At 52.2% G+C, this 17,547-nt stretch carries 15 protein-coding genes; 13 read left to right on the forward strand and 2 right to left on the reverse strand.

The window, feature by feature from the left end; all coding sequences use genetic code 11:
• Positions 1 to 276: 276 nt before the first annotated feature.
• From AC27N8_RS03495 to AC27N8_RS03555, 13 genes are all read left to right on the forward strand, one after another.
• Entirely contained in the window at positions 277 to 969 is a 693-nt protein-coding gene (locus AC27N8_RS03495) for a FadR/GntR family transcriptional regulator (protein WP_487063985.1), read from the forward strand.
• A 242-nt stretch (positions 970 to 1,211) separates the two neighbouring features.
• Positions 1,212 to 2,240, forward strand: a complete 1,029-nt coding sequence (locus AC27N8_RS03500; RefSeq protein ID WP_487063987.1) for a thiamine pyrophosphate-dependent dehydrogenase E1 component subunit alpha — start codon at positions 1,212 to 1,214, stop codon at positions 2,238 to 2,240.
• Complete coding sequence (locus AC27N8_RS03505; RefSeq protein ID WP_487063989.1) at positions 2,227 to 3,252, forward strand: alpha-ketoacid dehydrogenase subunit beta; 1,026 nt, start codon at positions 2,227 to 2,229, stop codon at positions 3,250 to 3,252. Before AC27N8_RS03500 ends, AC27N8_RS03505 begins: the two co-directional genes overlap by 14 nt.
• 27 nt (positions 3,253 to 3,279) lie before the next feature.
• Entirely contained in the window at positions 3,280 to 4,614 is a 1,335-nt protein-coding gene (locus tag AC27N8_RS03510; RefSeq protein WP_487063991.1) for a M24 family metallopeptidase, read from the forward strand.
• A 74-nt stretch (positions 4,615 to 4,688) separates the two neighbouring features.
• On the forward strand, positions 4,689 to 6,047 hold the full coding sequence (locus AC27N8_RS03515) for a dihydrolipoamide acetyltransferase family protein (protein ID WP_487063993.1): 1,359 nt from the start codon (positions 4,689 to 4,691) through the stop codon (positions 6,045 to 6,047).
• A 156-nt stretch (positions 6,048 to 6,203) separates the two neighbouring features.
• Positions 6,204 to 7,403: an amino acid ABC transporter substrate-binding protein gene (locus AC27N8_RS03520; RefSeq protein WP_487063995.1), complete on the forward strand. Its 1,200-nt coding sequence runs from the start codon at positions 6,204 to 6,206 to the stop codon at positions 7,401 to 7,403.
• Between the two features lie 97 nt (positions 7,404 to 7,500).
• Positions 7,501 to 8,376, forward strand: coding sequence for a branched-chain amino acid ABC transporter permease (locus AC27N8_RS03525; protein ID WP_487063997.1), 876 nt, complete (start codon positions 7,501 to 7,503; stop codon positions 8,374 to 8,376).
• On the forward strand, positions 8,373 to 9,413 hold the full coding sequence (locus AC27N8_RS03530; RefSeq protein WP_487063999.1) for a branched-chain amino acid ABC transporter permease: 1,041 nt from the start codon (positions 8,373 to 8,375) through the stop codon (positions 9,411 to 9,413). The genes AC27N8_RS03525 and AC27N8_RS03530 overlap by 4 nt, the downstream gene beginning before the upstream one ends.
• Positions 9,414 to 9,417: 4 nt before the next feature.
• Complete coding sequence (locus AC27N8_RS03535; protein WP_487064001.1) at positions 9,418 to 10,182, forward strand: ABC transporter ATP-binding protein; 765 nt, start codon at positions 9,418 to 9,420, stop codon at positions 10,180 to 10,182.
• An 84-nt stretch (positions 10,183 to 10,266) separates the two neighbouring features.
• Complete coding sequence (locus tag AC27N8_RS03540) at positions 10,267 to 10,998, forward strand: ABC transporter ATP-binding protein (protein ID WP_487064003.1); 732 nt, start codon at positions 10,267 to 10,269, stop codon at positions 10,996 to 10,998.
• A gap of 75 nt (positions 10,999 to 11,073) precedes the next feature.
• Positions 11,074 to 11,283, forward strand: coding sequence for a hypothetical protein (locus AC27N8_RS03545; protein ID WP_487064005.1), 210 nt, complete (start codon positions 11,074 to 11,076; stop codon positions 11,281 to 11,283).
• 77 nt (positions 11,284 to 11,360) lie between these two features.
• A complete protein-coding gene (locus tag AC27N8_RS03550) occupies positions 11,361 to 12,041 on the forward strand; it encodes a methyltransferase family protein (RefSeq protein WP_487064007.1) in 681 nt (226 codons plus the stop codon).
• An 867-nt stretch (positions 12,042 to 12,908) separates the two neighbouring features.
• On the forward strand, positions 12,909 to 13,496 hold the full coding sequence (locus AC27N8_RS03555; protein ID WP_487064009.1) for a hypothetical protein: 588 nt from the start codon (positions 12,909 to 12,911) through the stop codon (positions 13,494 to 13,496).
• 61 nt (positions 13,497 to 13,557) lie between these two features.
• Here the strand turns inward: AC27N8_RS03555 and AC27N8_RS03560 are convergent, their stop codons facing one another.
• Positions 13,558 to 15,780: an amylo-alpha-1,6-glucosidase gene (locus tag AC27N8_RS03560; RefSeq protein ID WP_487064011.1), complete on the reverse strand. Its 2,223-nt coding sequence runs from the start codon at positions 15,778 to 15,780 to the stop codon at positions 13,558 to 13,560.
• A gap of 30 nt (positions 15,781 to 15,810) precedes the next feature.
• Positions 15,811 to 17,547 (reverse strand): acyl-CoA mutase large subunit family protein, encoded by a 1,737-nt coding sequence (locus tag AC27N8_RS03565; protein WP_487067899.1) that lies wholly within the window; start codon positions 17,545 to 17,547, stop codon positions 15,811 to 15,813.

The following is a 17,547-nucleotide window of genomic DNA, read 5'->3' on the forward strand; positions in this document are numbered from 1 at the left end:
GGAACGTAACAACCCGCAGCACCGAAGCCACGACCTTCTCCATGAAGAGCCAGAGACAGGATGAGAAAGTTGAAGATCATATTATGCTCCCAACAGGATTTCTGACATACATCAGGCAACAGATAATTCTCCATCCACAAAGGTTGACAATGCGTGTAGATATTGGTATGATGATCATACGATGGACAGTATCATTATGCGGTAGTCAGGAACCTATTTGGATGCAGGCAAAGGATTCTTTGCACGTGGAGCTATAAAAGATGGTTGGAGTAAGTATTGTACAAACCAATACAATCAAGCAAGGTCTTTGAACGCATCGCGGAGCAGATAGAACAGCGTATTCTTAGTGGTGAGCTTCGTAGTGGCGATCGTTTACCAACCGAGCGTGAATTAGGCGAACAGTTTCAAGCCAGTCGCACGGCTGTGCGCGAGGCAATGAAAACGCTGGCACAAAAAGGTCTGGTGGATATGCGACCTGGACGCGGGACCATTGTCATAGATGCCACATCGCAAGCCATGCAGCACTCCTTGGGACTGATGATGAAGGTCGGCCAGAAGCCCAACCTGGAGCAGCTAACCGAAGTCCGCCACATTCTCGAACCTGAAATCGCTGCCCTGGCAGCTACAAGAGCCACGGAGAATGAGATTGCTACGCTACAGGCCGCGGTAGATACTATGGATCTCACGCTCCGAAATGCCGACGCTTTTATTACCGCCGATAATGACTTCCATCGTGCCATGGCGAAGGCTACACAAAATATACTCATTCTCGCCCTCGTCGACTCTATCGTCAGCTTATTAAGTGAGCAGCGAAAACTTATTTTCACCATTGCGGGAGGCCCGGAGCGCGGACAGATGCATCATAAGCGGCTCCTTCACGCTATTATCAATCATGATGCCGAGGCGGCTCATCAAGCTATGATCGCGCATTTACAACAAGTTCGTGAAGATACAGGGTCCGCACTCTAAAAGCGACTTCAGGAAAAGAGACGCATTTCCAGTAGCGTCGCACGCTACTTTTGTTTCGGTCGCAGTGACCGTTGGCCGAGCATTACGTTCCCGGGCAAGCATATGTGCTTGTACTTTAAGACACCATCATCGTGTGATCTGGTCATCATGTAGTCATGCCTTTTTTCTCATGTGCTCGTACGCCTCCTGCTCATGCATACGGTGTACACATGTTATCTGAGCAAAGGAACACGAAAGAAACCATGTTGCATTCCGAAGCATCCAACCCGGCAGATAGAGGAGTCTCTTCTGCCCATGAAGAGACGCTCACGGTAGAGCGAGAGCAATGGATTCATATGTATGAACAGATGCTCAAAATTCGTATTTTTGAAGAGCACGTGAATACTTTGTATACCAGCGCGAAGATGCCCGGTCTCGCTCACCTCTATAGCGGTGAAGAAGCCATTGCGGTTGGCATCTGCTCCGCTTTACGGCGCGATGACTATATTACGAGTACCCATCGTGGACATGGACATTGCCTCGCAAAGGGAGCTTCGGTACATCTGATGTTCGCCGAGCTGCTGGGTAAAGAGGCCGGCTATTGTAAAGGTAAGGGCGGCTCTATGCATATTGCCGACCCGAGTACAGGCAATCTGGGCGCAAACGCGATCGTGGCGGGCAGCGCAGGCATCGCCACGGGAGCGGCCTTCTCAAGCAAAATGCGCGACACGGATCAGGTCACCGTTTGCTTCTTTGGCGATGGTGCGCTTGGTCAGGGCCTCCTCTATGAAGTGATGAATATGGCTTCACTCTGGAAGCTCCCAGTGCTCTACGTCTGCGAAAATAACCTCTACAACGAATACACGCATTATTTAGAAACCACCGCCGGAGATATACGCACAAGAGCCGCTGCCTTTGGCATCCTGACCACAGAGGTCGATGGCCAGGATATTCGTGCCGTCTACACCACAGCACAACGCCTGATTGCCCGTGCTCGACAAGGCGCGGGACCAGCCTTTCTGCTCTGCAATACCTATCGTTACTATGGACACCATGTTGGTGACATTCAGCGCTCGTACTACCGTCCAAAGGAAGAAGAGGAACAATGGAAAACCGAACGTGATCCACTGCAATTGTCTTTAAAGTGGATGACCGAGCAACACATCCTCGATGCCGCCAGAGCTGAGCAGATCGCCCAACAGGTACGCGATGAAGTTGAAGCCGGTGTTGAATTCGCATTGAACGCTCCCTATCCAGAACTCAATGAGGTAGATCAAGATGTCTACGCCTAGTAGAGCCGTAAGCCACCACATTAATAAAGAGACACGTATCATTACACTTGGCCAGGCGATCCGCGAAGCCCTGGCCGAAGAGATGCGCCGCGATCCGTCCGTATTTATCATGGGAGAAGATGTAGCCGAAGCGGGGACAGCGTTCAAGGTGCTTTCCGGCCTGGTGGAAGAGTTTGGCACCGCTCGCGTCATCGATTCGCCAATCTCGGAAGCCGGCATTACAGGCATCGGCGTCGGCGGAGCGATGACAGGCCTGCGTCCGATTATCGATATCATGTTTGGTGATTTCCTTGGCATTGCCATGGATCAGCTCTTTAACCAGGCAGCCAAGGTACACTATATGTCCGGTGGCAAGCTCAAGGTTCCTATGCTCCTGCGTACGACGTTGGGAGCGACGCGACGCACCGCCGCCCAGCACAGTCAGAGCTTGCATGCCTGGGTCAGTCACATTCCCGGCTTAAAGGTTGTCCTTCCCTCGACTCCCTACGACGCCAAAGGTCTGTTGAAAACCGCGATCCGCGACGATAATCCCGTTGTCTTTTTTGAAGATAAGATGATGTATCAACTCAAGGGACCGGTGCCAGAAGAGGAGTACACGATTCCTCTGGGAGTGGCTGATATCAAGCGTCCCGGAAGCGATATTACGCTGGTGGCTACCAGTAGCATGGTGCAGATCGCCCTGGCCGCCGCGGATATCCTGGGGCCTCTCGGCATAAATGCCGAGGTCATTGATCCACGCACAACAGTGCCCCTCGATACCGCGACCTTGATTACATCGGCCAGGAAGACCAGTCACGCCATCGTGATAGACGAGGGCTATCAACAATATGGGGTCACGGCTGAAATCGCTTCGATCATCACAGATGGAGCTTTCTATTATCTTGATGCTCCAGTGAAACGCATGGGCGCAATGAACGTCCCGGTCCCTTTCTCTCCACCGCTAGAAGATCTAACGGTCCCTACGGCACTCTCTGTCGTAGAAGCAGCCAAAACACTATGTGGGCGCCTGTAGCCAGGTGAGCAACGAAAGGAAAAGATCATGACAACCAAGACGTATGGGCTGATGGGGGTGGATTGGGAGGAGCGTACCAATTTTGAGCGCCTGCGCACCGAACGCCTGACGCGTATCAAGCAGCTCCTCAAAACATCGAATATCGGTGCCTTGCTCTGCTTCGATATGAATAATATACGCTATATCACAGCGACCCATATCGGCACCTGGGGCATCGATAAACTGACGCGTTTTAGCCTCCTGCCGCAGGACGACGAGCCGATCCTCTGGGACTTCGGTTCGGCCGCCCGACACCATCAAATCTATTGTCCCTGGCTGGGAGAGCGTTCACGGGCCGGCATCTCTACGCAGCGGGGAGCGATGTCACCCGCATCCGGCCGGGCAGAGGATGTGGCCCGCAAAATCCGCATTGAGCTGGAAGAACGCGGCCTGCTAAACGAGCCTGTGGGCGTCGATGTGATTGAGCTTCCTGTCCTTTTTGCGTTACAGGCTGAGGGCATTAAGGTCGTCGATGGTCAACAATTAATGCAGTCAGCGCGTGTCATCAAGACCGTCGATGAAATCACCCTGCTCAATACCGCCTGCATGATGGTCGATGCCGCATACGACGAATTGTATCGTGCGATGAAACCCGGCTTCCGTGAGAATGAATGCGTCGGTCTGGTGAATAAAGTCCTGTACGACCTCGGCTCCGAGCACGTCGAAGGAGTCAACGCCATCTCTGGTGAGCGATGTAGCCCTCACCCACACGTCTACACCGACCGGGCACTGCGACCGGGCGATCCCGCATATTTTGATATCCTGCACAGCTATAACGGCTATCGCACCTGCTATTACCGCACGTTTGCCATTGGCAGCGCTTCACCTGCAATTGTAGATGCCTACAAACGCTGTCGAGATATTCTCGATCGAGCCATCAACGCGATCAAACCAGGTGTAACCACTGCCGATATCGTCAGATTGTGGCCGAAGGCTCAAGAGTTTGGTTTCCCCGACGAAGAGGCCGCTTTTGCACTCCAATACGGTCACGGCGTCGGACTCTCCATCTGGGAAAAACCCATCTTCAGCCGGCTCGTCTCGCTTGATCATCCCGAAGTGATTGAAGAAGGCATGGTCTTCGCCCTTGAGACCTTCTGGCCCTCAAGCGACGGCTGGTCGGCGGCCCGAATTGAGGAGCAGCTGGTCGTGACAAAGGATGGCTGCGAAGTAATCACACGTTTCCCCGCCGAGACATTACTCATCGCAGGTGTGCGCTACTACACCGCCACAGGTCCATTACCCACGATTCGTGAAGCGCAATCTCATCTCAATGCTGACCAGCAGCGTAGCGCGGTCTATGACAATTCAGCCATCCAGGCTTGAGTTTTTCTGGAACAACACATCAGGCATGGATGAACGATGTGACTGTATTCACATGAAAGGAGATCAGATCAATAATGCCGACCGAGGTCATTTTGCCTGCATTAGGCATGGCGCAGGAAACGGGAAAAGTGGTGCAATGGCTCAAGGCCAATGGCGAATATGTGACAAAGGGTCAGCCCATTGCTGAGATTGAGACCGATAAAGCGGTGATCGAACTCGAAGCTCCCGCCGATGGCATGCTGACAGGATTAAGCGCCGCTGTCGGTGAAGAAATTCCTGTCGGTCAGGTAATCGCGAGAATTCTGGCTCCCGCTGAAGCAGCGCAATCTCAACGACATGCAGCGACCATGCACGAAGCTCAGAGCCAACCCGTACGTTCTGAGAGTCACGAACAGCAGAGATCTCGCGTCGCTTCTAGCAGGCTCGCCTCGCGCATTGCGAACGATCACAAGCTCGATCTCAATCTGATCGAGCCCACGGGGAAGCGGATTCAGAAGGCGGATGTCCTGGCCTATCTCCAAAACCATCCAGAGGCATCCACAGATAGGCCGGCACAACAGATCATCATGGCATCACCCAAAGCGCGTCGTTTAGCGCAGGAGCAGGGAAAAGATCTCGCCACAATCCAGGGGACAGGTCCCGATGGCGCAGTCCTGGCGGCAAACGTACTGGCCGCACCATCTTTCAAAGCAGATGAAATTCCTACCGCAACACCTCCATCAGACCCGGTCCCCGACAGAGAGCCAATGGCGGCAAGCGCTCAAAGCATGACATTAAGCACTGTCTGGCGCGTGATGGCCGCGCATACAACGCAAAGTTGGACGCAGGTTCCGCACTTCTTTCTGGTGCGTGAGGTGCGAGCCAGGCGGCTGATTGCCTGGTACGAACACGCGCGACGACAGTCCTCTGACAAAGTTACCTATACCGACTTACTGGTCAAAATTGTCGCGGCGGCATTACGTACACATCCACGCCTGAACGCGACATGGAGCGGGGATACGATCTCCTTACAGCAGGAGATCAATGTAGGGTTGGCTGTCGCCAGCGAGGATGGTCTGCTCGTTCCGATCATCCATCAAGCGGACGCCTTAAGCCTGCATGCTATCGCGAAGCGACGCAACGATCTGGTCAAACGCGCCCAGAACGGAAAACTGCGTCCACAGGATCTCCAGGGAGGAACTTTTACCATCAGCAACCTGGGGATGTATGGAGTTGATGCCTTTAACGCCATCATTAATACCCCTCAGGCGGCTATTCTTGCGGTCGGACGCATTGCGGATCAGGTGATCCCTGTCGATGGTCAGCCAGCGGTACAGCCAGTCATGATGCTCACCCTCTCCTGCGATCATCGCGTCGTAGATGGAGCACGTGGCGCACAATTCCTGGCAACGATTGCCGAATTCATTGAAGAACCACTGGGGCTCGTAGGATGAATCATGCATGCTCTACTCCCCATGGCAACTTATTAGCTCGATTTGTTTGATTGTTTCCCGTGTAATGGTATTTTAGTAGCATCCAGATGGATCTGGAGAAGGAGAGAAGACGTGATACACCATTACGTCTCGCGACTTAGAGTGGCGCTCAGCTTTATGAGTATAATGATCCTGGTACTTATCATATCTACAGCTTGTGGGGGTTCTTCATCGGCACCCGCAGCTCAAAATAAAACGCCCATCAAAATCGGTATTTCTCTATCTTTATCGGGCGATTTTTCATCGGATGGGCAAGCGTTTAAACAAGGCTATCAACTCTGGGCGGACACGATCAATAAGCAGGGTGGTCTGCTTGGTCGCCAGGTACAACTGGATATTGTCTCGGATGCCAGTAGCCCCCAGCAGGTTGTGACGAATTATCAAAGGCTGATTACTGTTGATAAAGTTGACCTTGTCTTTGGGCCTTATTCAACCCTGCTGACCAAACCATCTTCACAGATAGCCAACCGTTATGGGTATGCGATGCTTGAAGGAGCGGGCGGCGGCCCATCGGTCTTCGACCAGAATTTACACAACGTATTTGACGTTTCCTTACCGATCGCCAACAATCTGACGGTCTTTACCAAATACATTCTTTCGCTCCCGGTAGCGCAACGACCAAAAACTGCCGCCTATGCAACCGAAGATGATCCTTTTACACAGCCACAGATCGATATTGCGAAGAAACTTTTAGAAGCCGGTGGTGTCAAGACCGTCTCCTATCAAGTCTATCCCGCCGAGACAACCGACTATGCACCAATCGCAGCCAAAGTAATCAATTCTGGCGCGCAGATCGACGTCCTTGGTACCTTCCTACCCGACATAACTGCTTTCATTCAAAAATTTAAGCAGCAGCATTATAATCCGCAAGCCATCGTAGCCACAGCCGGACCCGATGAGGGCGACCAGTTTACCAAGGCGGTCGGCATAGGCTCGGCCAATGGAATATTGATCCCCAACGGCTGGTATCCTGGTGCCAACAACCCTGGCAACGCCGATATGGTCAAGGCCTATCTGGCAAAATATGGCGGGACGGCCGATGGGGTCGGTGCCGATGTCGCCGAAGGCTATTCAGTGGGACAGGTGTTGGCGCAGGCGGCCACCAAGATCAAAAGCATTGACAATGCAGCTCTGATCAAAGAGATACACGCAGATACGTTTACCAGCGTGCAAGGTCCGGTCAAGTTCGATAGCACTGGACAAAACACGGCGGCAATCGCCGATCTGTTTCAATGGCAGCAGTCATCTTTCGTTCCTGTCTATCCTAAGGATGCGGCCACAGCCTCTCCATTATTCCCTAAACCCCAATGGCCTTAATCGTTCGAGTTACAAATGTGATGGGGGACGCTGTCCTCCATCACCATAGCGGTCAAAACGTGCGGCAGGCAGGCCGCACAAGGAAGGATGTGTTTTGATGGGAGGCATCTTTGAAGCAGCGATTACAGGGTTACTGACTGGAGCGATCTATGCGCTGATGGCATCAGGGCTGACCTTGATCTTCGGCGTCATGGATATCATCAATGTGGGTCAGGGTGCCCTTGTAATTCTGGGAGCCTACCTGAGTTATGCCTTATCAGCCTATCTCCACCTGGATCTCTTTTTAGGGCTGTTGATTACTATGCCAGTGATGTTTGGCCTGGGAGTCCTGATCGAATGGGCCTTCATTCGTCCACTCAAGGCTGACCGTACCACACTGTCAATCCTGGTCACGTTTGCGATTGCCTTGATCATCGAAGGAGTATTAAGCCAGATCTTTGGCAACGATATCATCCAACTCCACGAGTGGTATGTCGATGCCTCGGTGCAAATCGGAAGTTTCTATCTCGGTGATATCTATCTCTTTAGTTTTTTATTAAGCCTGATATTGCTCATTGCGCTCTATATCCTGCTCTACCTGACAAAATTCGGCCATAGTGTCCGTGCCTCTATGCAAAACCGGACGGCCGCTGCGTTGATTGGTATTCGTGTCGAGCGCGTATCGGCCATCACTTTTGGCATCGGGATGGCTCTGGCGGCGGCAGGTGGCATGGCTTTTGGAGCTACTACTCCCTTTAATCCTGGATCTCACTATGATCTGATCTCGCGCTTACTCGCTATTATCATTTTAGGCGGCATGGGCAGCCTGAGAGGTTCTTTGATCGCCTCATTAACCATGCTTGTGATCGAGGATGTCACTGCTTATATCTGGTCTCCAGTCTGGGCCAGCACTGTTTTCTTTGTCATGCTGGTAATCATCTTGTTGGTACGCCCCCAGGGCCTCTTTGGGCAGGCCGAAGGAAGGCAGCAATGAAGCGCTTTATAAAACCGATTTTTCTCAGTGTATTGCTGGCGATCTTTATGGCTTTTCCACTCGTCTTCTCCAATCCAGCCTTTACGAGCATTGCTGTCTTCGCACTCATCTTCGCTATCGCAGCCACCGGATGGAACATTTTTTCTGGCTATACAGGCTATATCGCCCTCGGGCACGCCGCCTATTTTGGGATCGGAGCCTACACGATCACGATACTTAGCCTGGATTGGCATCTCCCGGGTGGCTATCCACCCTTCTTGCTACTACCGCTCGCCGGTCTGATTGCCTCTATCTTTGCGTTACCTCTGGGCTGGATCGCGTTACGCACACGTCGTCATACCTTCGTGGTGATTACGGTGGCGACCTTCTTTATTTTGCAACTGCTCGCCTACAACCTGACGGGCCTGACCAATGGATCTACCGGACTTAGCTTACCCATTCCTGATTGGACGGGGGACGTCTTCAATCTCCCTTTCTATTATATTTCGCTGCTCTTATTATTGATTGCCCTCGGGGTCTCCTGGTGGATACGCAATTCAAAATATGGCCTGGGACTGCTCGCTATTCGCGATGATGAGGATCGAGCGTTGGGATTGGGGATCAAAACCGAGCCCTTTAAGCTGGTTGCATTTGTCATTTCAGCCTTCTTTGTCGGCATGGCTGGCGCGATGTATGCCTACTTTATCGGCTCTGTCTATCCGCCCTTCGCCTTTGATGCGCTCTTCGATCTCGCCATCGCCCTGATGGCATTTCTGGGAGGGCTAGGCACATTAGCGGGTCCCATTCTTGGAGCGCTAATTCTGGAATCGACCCAACAATACTTTGTCTTAGAATATGGCGTGAGTGGGTATTACCTGATCATTTACGGCGTATTATTCCTGGTCATCATTCTCCTCTTACCACAGGGCATCGTTCCCACGCTCAACAGGAGATGGCTGGCACGAGCAGAAGCACGAGCGTCCTCGCATGGAGGTGAGACAGAACGGATTGCAGACCCGTCCAACGAAGTTTTTGTCTCAGAGGGGCAGGAGGGATAACACGATGAGCATTCTGAAAACAGCACAGATCAGCAAAGCCTTTGGTGGCATTCAAGCCCTTGACACCTGCTCCATCAAAGTTGAAGAGGGTGAGATTATGGGACTGATCGGTCCCAATGGTTCGGGCAAAACCACACTCTTCAATGTGATTACCGGCTATATACCTCCCGATACAGGAGACGTACAGTTCAACGGAAAATCCATCACGCGCTCCCGGCCAGATCAAGTATTTAACCTTGGTCTCGGTCGCACCTTTCAAATCACACGCATCTTCCCACGACTCACCGTGCTTGAGAATATGCATGTCGCAGCACAGCGCAATCAGAAAAGAGCATTACTGAGACGTTGGAGTTCTCAACATGAACAACAAAAAGCGCTTGAGCTCCTGGACTTCGTGGGGATCACGCAATATAAAAATGCACTGGCGGGCAGCCTCTCCTATGGGCAGAAGAAGTTACTGGAGTTCGCCTTCATCCTGATCGCCGAGCCAAAAGTGATTCTGCTCGATGAGCCTGCCGGTGGCATTAATCCAACCTTGCTCAATCACTTGGCCGATCGTATTCGAGTTTTAAACAAGCGTGGTGTCACCTTTCTGCTGGTCGAGCACAACATGGAATTTGTCATGGGACTATGTGACCGCATCACGGTACTGAGTCGTGGCACAACCATCGCGGAAGGTCCCCCCGAGGAGGTACGCAACAATCCGCTCGTCCTTGACGCTTATTTAATGCAGTATCCTAATGACGCATTGAGAAAGGAACAGTCATGATACGGCCCCATTTCTATTCATGATACTTGTGACACCTAACACGTTTCATATTAACACATCAGGTGGATAACTGGAGAATCAGTCATGGTATTACAGATAAAAAATCTGGTCGCCGGATACGGCGGAGGAGACATCCTCAAAGGGGTTGACCTCACGGTCGAAAAGGGCTCGATTACCTGCATTGTGGGACCCAATGGAGCCGGGAAATCGACCATTATGCGTGCCATCAGCGGACTTCTAAAGCCGCGCCTGGGCGAGATTATCTTCGATGGACATCCTATCACCGGGATGAGCCCTTACAAAGTGCTCTCACGGGGCATTGTACAGGTGCCACAAAACCATAGCCTGTTTATCGACATGACCGTCAAAGAAAATGTCAGACTGGGCGCATTCCTGGTGAAGGATGCAGCGCTGGTCAATCAACGTTTGCACGAAGTCGAAGCCATGTTCCCGATCGTGAAAACGCGCGCCAATGACAAGGCAGGTAACCTTTCAGGCGGGCAACAACGCCTGGTCGAATTTGCGCGTTGCCTCATGCTTGATCCCACACTCATTTTGCTGGATGAGCCTTCAGTCGGACTCGATCCTTCGACGCTCAAACAGGTTTTTGAGAACATCACATTGATGCATCAGAAGGGTCGTACCATTCTCATGATCGAGCAAAATGTACGTGCCGGCCTGGGAGTAGCCACCAACGGAGTCGTCATGGAGAGCGGACGTGTACTCCTGACCGGCACGCACCAGGAGATCCTGGACAATCCAGAAATCGGACATTTATATCTGGGCGGGACGCTCTCAGCCAGGAAAGCCCAATAGCAAGTCACTAAAAAAATATCTTGAGACGAAGCTCTCGCACGCACAAAATTACAATCATTCAATCTGCAAGATGCCATGCCACGCATCACATCCCCGATCCTCGTAATCATGGGGCGGCGCGACAGGCTCTTTCCGCCAGAGGATTCCGAAAAAATGGTGGCGGAAGCCGCTGGCAGTGCGGATCTCTGGATGTTTGAAGACGGCAACCACGTCTGCAACAACATCCCTTATAAGTATCGGCCACAGCAGGCTGACTGGATGGGTGAAAAGCTGGCCCTACCGTAGTGTCACACGCTGGCGTATAATACTGTTTAAATAAGGTAGGTGGTATGGGTACTTCTCCCCATAGAAAGAGGTGACCTATGACTCTGGCAACAAAAGCCCTTTTGATGATTGCAGGAAGCTTTCTGATCAACGCGGTTTTTCTATTTTTGCCGGCGGGCACCATCGCCTGGCTTGCTGGTTGGATCTGGTTGATTCTGCTCTATGGCTGGCTTTTGATTGGTAGCGGGTTATTGCTCAAATACAATCCTGGCTTACTGCAAGAACGTCTGAGCGTCTCCCAGAGCAATCAAAAAGCCTGGGACAAGATATTTCTCTGGATCTTCGAGCTGTTTCTCTTTACCTGGCTGGTGCTGATAGCACTCGATGCTCAGAGATTTCACTGGTCACAGATGCCACGCGTACTCCAGGTGATCGGGGCAGCAATTATGGTAGGCTCATTCCTGATCATCTCCCTGACCTTTCGAGAAAACTCGTTCCTATCGCCAAAAGTACGTATCCAAACCGAGCGGGGACACACGACCATCACTACCGGACCCTATCACTACATTCGTCATCCGATGTATGCCGGTGGACTCCTCCTCTTTCTTGGTACTCCCCTGCTACTGGGTTCCTGGTACGGCATCTTGCTTTTCTTGTTCTTTGTTCCCTGGATGGGGGTCCGAGCCGTTCTGGAGGAACGCATGCTACGTGAGGAATTACCAGGCTACGCTATCTATATGACACAGGTTAAATATCGCCTCATTCCCTATATCTGGTGATAATCAGCGGTTCGCATCCAAAGAACGACCTGAATGAGCTATCTTGAAGAGCATTTTGCTGCTAGCCCATATAGATGAACGTATATGTTATAGATCCGGATCAAAATACGCTAAAAAGAGGTTAATATCTATGCCCTTTTTCTGTTCACTAGGGTTTCACAACTATGAGTGGGAATATCCCTCCGCAGCTGCTTGTGAACAAACAGGACACTGTAGTCGTCCTCACTGTAACAAAGCATCGATGCGCACACACCATCAATATGGAGCATGGCAGTACGTCTCAGCAACCGATTGTACTCAGCAACGCGTTTGTGGACGCAACGCAGAACATATTGAAAAGAAGCGGAAGCCATCACATATATGGGGCAAGCCGCACTATATCCACGATGGTGATTGTGAGCGCATAGCGACGTGCGAAAGAAATCCAGCCCATACAAAATCTTCGATCGACCATATATGGGGTCCCCCGGTGCGCGGAGCAAATTGCGTTATGAAGCGCTATTGTACACGCTGTCCCTCGGGCGTACATTTTATGGGCAGGCAGCATGAATACCTTCCCAGCGAACACATAGATGGTCGCAGAATCCGACGCTGTCGGTATTGCTCCCACATTGAGATTGTCTTACGCTAAGCGTTAACGCGTCCTATACGCATGAATGCCATATGGTTTCGTTCCTCCCCATACACTCACACATTGGTCATGCAGCAGCCATCTGCCCTGAAATGTAAATGGTGTACAAAAAGATCATTCCCTTTTGCTATGCTAAGATACGTACAAATATGTCACATCTTAGCATAGCAGCGATTTCTCGCCAAAATGGGTTACAATAAAAAAAGAATCTAAACATATCGAAGGGATGGTCCATTATGCAAGAAACAGTAAAGTCACTACTTAGCGACTGGGAAAACTTTTACGTCATCATCGGCACCGCAGCTGCCACTTTGACGGGACTGATGTTCGTGATGATTACGTTGATCGCCGGTACTCGAATGTCACGATCCGAAGGATCAATCGCGGCATTCGGCACACCAACGGTAGTACACTTTTGCGCCACCCTCCTGATTGCGGCCGCTCTCAGTGCCCCATGGACAGCACTCTGGCAAGCAGGACTTCTGCTCGGCATGCTTGGTCTCGCAGGAATGATCTATATCATTATCGTGGCACGACGAGCACGCAATCAGACCGACTATCAACCAGTGCTAGAAGACTGGCTGTGGCATACAATCTTTCCATTTATCTCATACACAGCACTCGTTGTCTCAGCCATAATACTCTCGAGTTATCCAAAGTCAGTACTCTTTGTTACCGGTGCCGCAAGTGTCCTTTTCGTCATTATAGGAATTCATAACGCATGGGATAGCGTTTCATTCCTCGTGATTGAGCAGGCACGAGAAAAGAGTGAAGAAAAGAACGAAACAAGCAACGGCCAGACAAATAGATCAGAAGCGCAATAAGCTAAAGAGAGAGGATATCTACATCCATCTCAGGGTCTCACGACTCCGAGATACTCCGCCATTACACCTTATGTGCTGGTTCGTTTTGCACCTGGATATAGTCTTGCTGAGCGATCCCATCATCGGCCTGGATGTTGCGCACCTCCCAGCGCGAGGCACTACCGTCGCGCCAGAAACGGATCGAGAGCAAGCAAGGACCAACACGCAGCCGCTGCAACTCGATATCGGGCAGCCAGTCGGGAAGAGTTGGCTGAACATACAGGCGTTTATGAGGCGCATCGGCCCGCAGGCCCAGGATCGTACGGAGCATATGAAAGATGCTGCCAGTGGCCCAGGCCTGCGGGATATTTGCTCCCGCAGGATAGAGAATGGGAAAATCGAAGTTACCATCGCGTTGTATGCCCGCAAAGAGCTCTGGCGGTCGATAGGCATCAAAGCGTTCGGTCGCATCGAAGATGGCCCGGATCACCTGATTGGCCTCGTCTGCCAGACCGTAACGCTTGAAACCAGCGGCGATAATCCCATTATCCTGAGGCCAGATGGAGCCGCGTTGATAAGCAAAGGGATCATAGGCGCTATTTTTGCTGGACAGTGTACGAATCCCCCAACCGCTCCACATATCTTCTTGCAAAAGCCTTCTGGCCGTACGCTCAGCCTTATCCTGATCAGCAATCCCGCTCCACAAACATTGTCCCGCGTTGGACGCAATCGAAGTAATCTGCTTTTTATCTGGATCAAGTCCATAGGCGAAACAGCCCTCATCATCCATCCAGAAGCGCTGATTAAAAGCACGCTTTAAATCCTCAGCTTGTTGGAGCAGTTCCCGGGCACGAGGCTGATCATCCAGAGCCTGAAAGACTTCGGCCAGACGGATCTTCGCATCGTAGACATAACCCTGAAGCTCACAAAGTCCCTTGGGCTGTTTCACCTGACTGCCATCGGCATAGACCACGGCATCGCCAGCATCCTTCCAGCCAATATTTTCGTAGTGATACTGCGAGAAGCTTTTATATTCCTGAAAGCCATCGCCATCCAGATCGCCGTAGTGATCGATCCAATCGAGGCACTTTTCGGCCGTCTCACGATACTCCTTGAGCAAAGCTACGTCGCCGGTCCAGCGATAGGCTTCCGAAAGCACGATTAGATAGAGCATTGTGGCATCGGCCGTGCCGTAGAAAGGTGTAAAGGGAGCTTTATGGAAGTGGGCCAATTCACCAAAGCGAATCTCATGCATAATCTTACCCGGCTGCGCCTCGCGCCAATCATCGCGTTCGGTCGCCTGATACTCTGCCAGACGCTTGAGAGCGCCACGGGCAAAGCCTGCCGAGACGGCCATATTCTGATAAGAGACCGTCAGACTATCGCGTCCAAAGAGCGTCACAAACCAGGGGACACCAGCAGCCGCGATCCAGGCCTCATCCGAGACATCCATATCATAGATGCGCAAAGCGCCCATATCCTCAACAGCCTGCCGATACATGCTGGCAATCATATGATTGGACGTCAAGACTCCCGTACAACGAGCCTGCCAACGAGCCTGACGCTGATCGAAGTCGCTGCGCGGCTCCTGTCCCTGCGAGGGTGTCGCGCCGGACGAGGCCGTCGCTGGCTTGTCCCGACGACACAGGCCAGAGGTAGGCTCTTTAATCTGCTCCCCATGTTCTAAAATCATCTCCCCACAACTATGCCAATGCTGATTGGGCTCCAACTCAATCTCAAAAAAGAGCCGTCCATTCGCGTAGCCAACGCCTCCCTCGTTGGTGATGCGATAGCTAAAAGCACGATGAAATTCTTTATTGTCATAGGTGGTACGCAGGCATTTCGCCTGAGCATCCCAGACGGTATCCTGCTTCCCACGCTGCACAATGTTTTTTGACTTGACCTCAAATAGATCCGCGAAATCGGAACGTATGCCTATCTCCAGCAGAAAAGCCACCGGCTTGCCCGTATAGTTGGCAATCTCAATATCCTCATGAATTCCCTCGCTCACGATGCGATCGATGGTAATGCGCAACGTTTGCTCAGCGATCGTCCCACCCTCGGTCTCAATTTGAGGATTCGTGAGGTGAAAGCGTGAGGCGTAGAAGCTGAGCTGGCTCGAATTGATCACCGCGAGACGCGAGCGATTGACATAGAGGCGATACGAACTCACGTAACGCGTATCTTGCGCATAGACGCCCTGGTCTGTGTTGGCCTGGATTTCTCCACTCTGCGTCGTGACGATAAAGGTGCGTCCCTGACTGGTCGTGATAGTCGGTGGGCCTACTTTGATTTCGATCGGCATCGCGTTACGCTCCTTGGTTGTAAAAAGAAATTAGTATACGGCTAATTCTTTATACGTTCCAAACGTCTCGCGAAATACATTCATAATCTCGCCCAATGTCGCGTATGCCTGGACCGCCTCGATCTGAGCGGGCATCGTATTGCCGGTTCCCTCAGCGACGCGGCGCAGATTATCCAGCGCCTTGCGCAGCGCCAACTGATCTCGCTCTCGACGCACACGCGAGAGCCGCTCAATCTGGGTACGAGCCCCCTCCTGATCGATATAGAGGGTCGGCACACGAATTTTCTCCGGTACGAGATACTCATTGACGCCAACGATGATACGTTGATGCATCTCAATCTCGTGTTGATAGCGATAGGCGGACTCAGAGATCTCGCGTTGAAAAAAGCCACTCTCGATACAGGCCAGCACGCCGCCAAGAGACTCAATCTGCTCGATACAGGCCAGAGCTGCGTGCTCCGTGCGATCGGTCAGGGCTTCAAGAAAGTATGATCCTCCCAGCGGATCAACAGTATTTGTCACGCCACTTTCGGCAGCGATAATCTGCTGAGTGCGCAGCGCGATCAGAGCGGCGCTCTCTGTAGGCAGGGCCAGAGCCTCATCCAGCGCATTCGTGTGCAGCGAATTCGCTCCTCCCAGCACAGCCGCTAACGCCTGGATGGTCGTACGCACCACATTATTATCTGGCTGCTGGGCCGTGAGTGAAACACCAGCTGTCTGAGCGTGGCAGCGCAACATCCAGGAGCGCGGATCTTGCGCGTGATAACGCTCGCGCATCAATCTGGCCCACAGACGACGTCCGGCGCGAAACTTGGCGATCTCTTCAAAAAAATCGTTGTGGACATCAAAGAAGAAAGACAGGCGTGGAGCGAACTCATCGATCTTCAGACCACGCTGGAGAGCAGCCTCAACATAGGCCAATCCATTGGCCAGCGTAAAGGCCAGCTCTTGCACCGCCGTCGCGCCCGCCTCGCGAATGTGATAGCCGCTGATGCTGATCGTATTCCAGCGTGGCATCTCATGGGTGCCAAACTCAATCGTATCGGTCACCAGCCGCAGTGACGCTTCTGGCGGAAAGATATACTCTTTCTGCGCAATGTATTCTTTGAGGATATCGTTCTGGAGCGTCCCTCCCAGTTTCGCACGCGGAAAGCCTCGCTTCTCCGCGTTCGCGATATACATCGCCCAGATAGCCGAGGCTGGACTATTGATCGTCATGGAGGTCGTAATCGTATCCAGGGGCAGATCCGCGAAGAGGATCTCCATGTCGGCCAGAGACGAAACAGCCACGCCGCATTTGCCAAATTCCCCGGCCGCCTGCGGATCATCGGTATCATAACCATAGAGCGTCGCCATATCAAAAGCGGTCGAGAGTCCAGTCTGTCCCTGCGAGAGCAGATATTTGAAACGCGCATTGGTATCTTCAGCGATCCCAAAGCCCGCGAACATCCGCATCGTCCACGGCTTCGCACGATACATGGTAGGCTGCACGCCACGCGTATAGGGATACGCACCAGGCAGGCCGAGATCGCTCTGATAGTCAAATGCAGGATTATCCTCAGGCGTGTAGAGGCGCTCGATCGGAACGCTGGAGGCTGTCCGCAGATATGGACGCTCTGGCATCCGACGCAGCGACGCTTGCAGGGTCGTCTCCTCCCACTTCTGGCGCTCGCTCTTCAAGGACTCAAGTACATCGGGCGCAAAGAGCGTCTGCTGAGCAGGCGTACGTGGCGATGCCGGCTCGCCGATGTTATCGTTTTCCTTCAT

Source organism: Dictyobacter sp. Z7_2 (assembly GCF_057551105.1).

Excerpts from the sequence above, each read along its gene's own strand:
- AC27N8_RS03500 (WP_487063987.1), top strand. The coding sequence starts at position 1,212 with ATGTTGCATTCCGAAGCATCCAACCCGGCAGATAGAGGAGTCTCTTCT.
- AC27N8_RS03505 (WP_487063989.1), top strand. The coding sequence starts at position 2,227 with ATGTCTACGCCTAGTAGAGCCGTAAGCCACCACATTAATAAAGAGACA.
- AC27N8_RS03510 (WP_487063991.1), top strand. The coding sequence starts at position 3,280 with ATGACAACCAAGACGTATGGGCTGATGGGGGTGGATTGGGAGGAGCGT.
- AC27N8_RS03515 (WP_487063993.1), top strand. The coding sequence starts at position 4,689 with ATGCCGACCGAGGTCATTTTGCCTGCATTAGGCATGGCGCAGGAAACG.
- AC27N8_RS03520 (WP_487063995.1), top strand. The coding sequence starts at position 6,204 with ATGAGTATAATGATCCTGGTACTTATCATATCTACAGCTTGTGGGGGT.
- AC27N8_RS03525 (WP_487063997.1), top strand. The coding sequence starts at position 7,501 with ATGGGAGGCATCTTTGAAGCAGCGATTACAGGGTTACTGACTGGAGCG.
- AC27N8_RS03530 (WP_487063999.1), top strand. The coding sequence starts at position 8,373 with ATGAAGCGCTTTATAAAACCGATTTTTCTCAGTGTATTGCTGGCGATC.
- AC27N8_RS03535 (WP_487064001.1), top strand. The coding sequence starts at position 9,418 with ATGAGCATTCTGAAAACAGCACAGATCAGCAAAGCCTTTGGTGGCATT.
- AC27N8_RS03540 (WP_487064003.1), top strand. The coding sequence starts at position 10,267 with ATGGTATTACAGATAAAAAATCTGGTCGCCGGATACGGCGGAGGAGAC.
- AC27N8_RS03545 (WP_487064005.1), top strand. The coding sequence starts at position 11,074 with ATGCCACGCATCACATCCCCGATCCTCGTAATCATGGGGCGGCGCGAC.
- AC27N8_RS03550 (WP_487064007.1), top strand. The coding sequence starts at position 11,361 with ATGACTCTGGCAACAAAAGCCCTTTTGATGATTGCAGGAAGCTTTCTG.
- AC27N8_RS03555 (WP_487064009.1), top strand. The coding sequence starts at position 12,909 with ATGCAAGAAACAGTAAAGTCACTACTTAGCGACTGGGAAAACTTTTAC.
- AC27N8_RS03560 (WP_487064011.1), bottom strand. The coding sequence starts at position 15,780 with ATGCCGATCGAAATCAAAGTAGGCCCACCGACTATCACGACCAGTCAG.
- AC27N8_RS03565 (WP_487067899.1), bottom strand. The coding sequence starts at position 17,547 with ATGAAGGAAAACGATAACATCGGCGAGCCGGCATCGCCACGTACGCCT.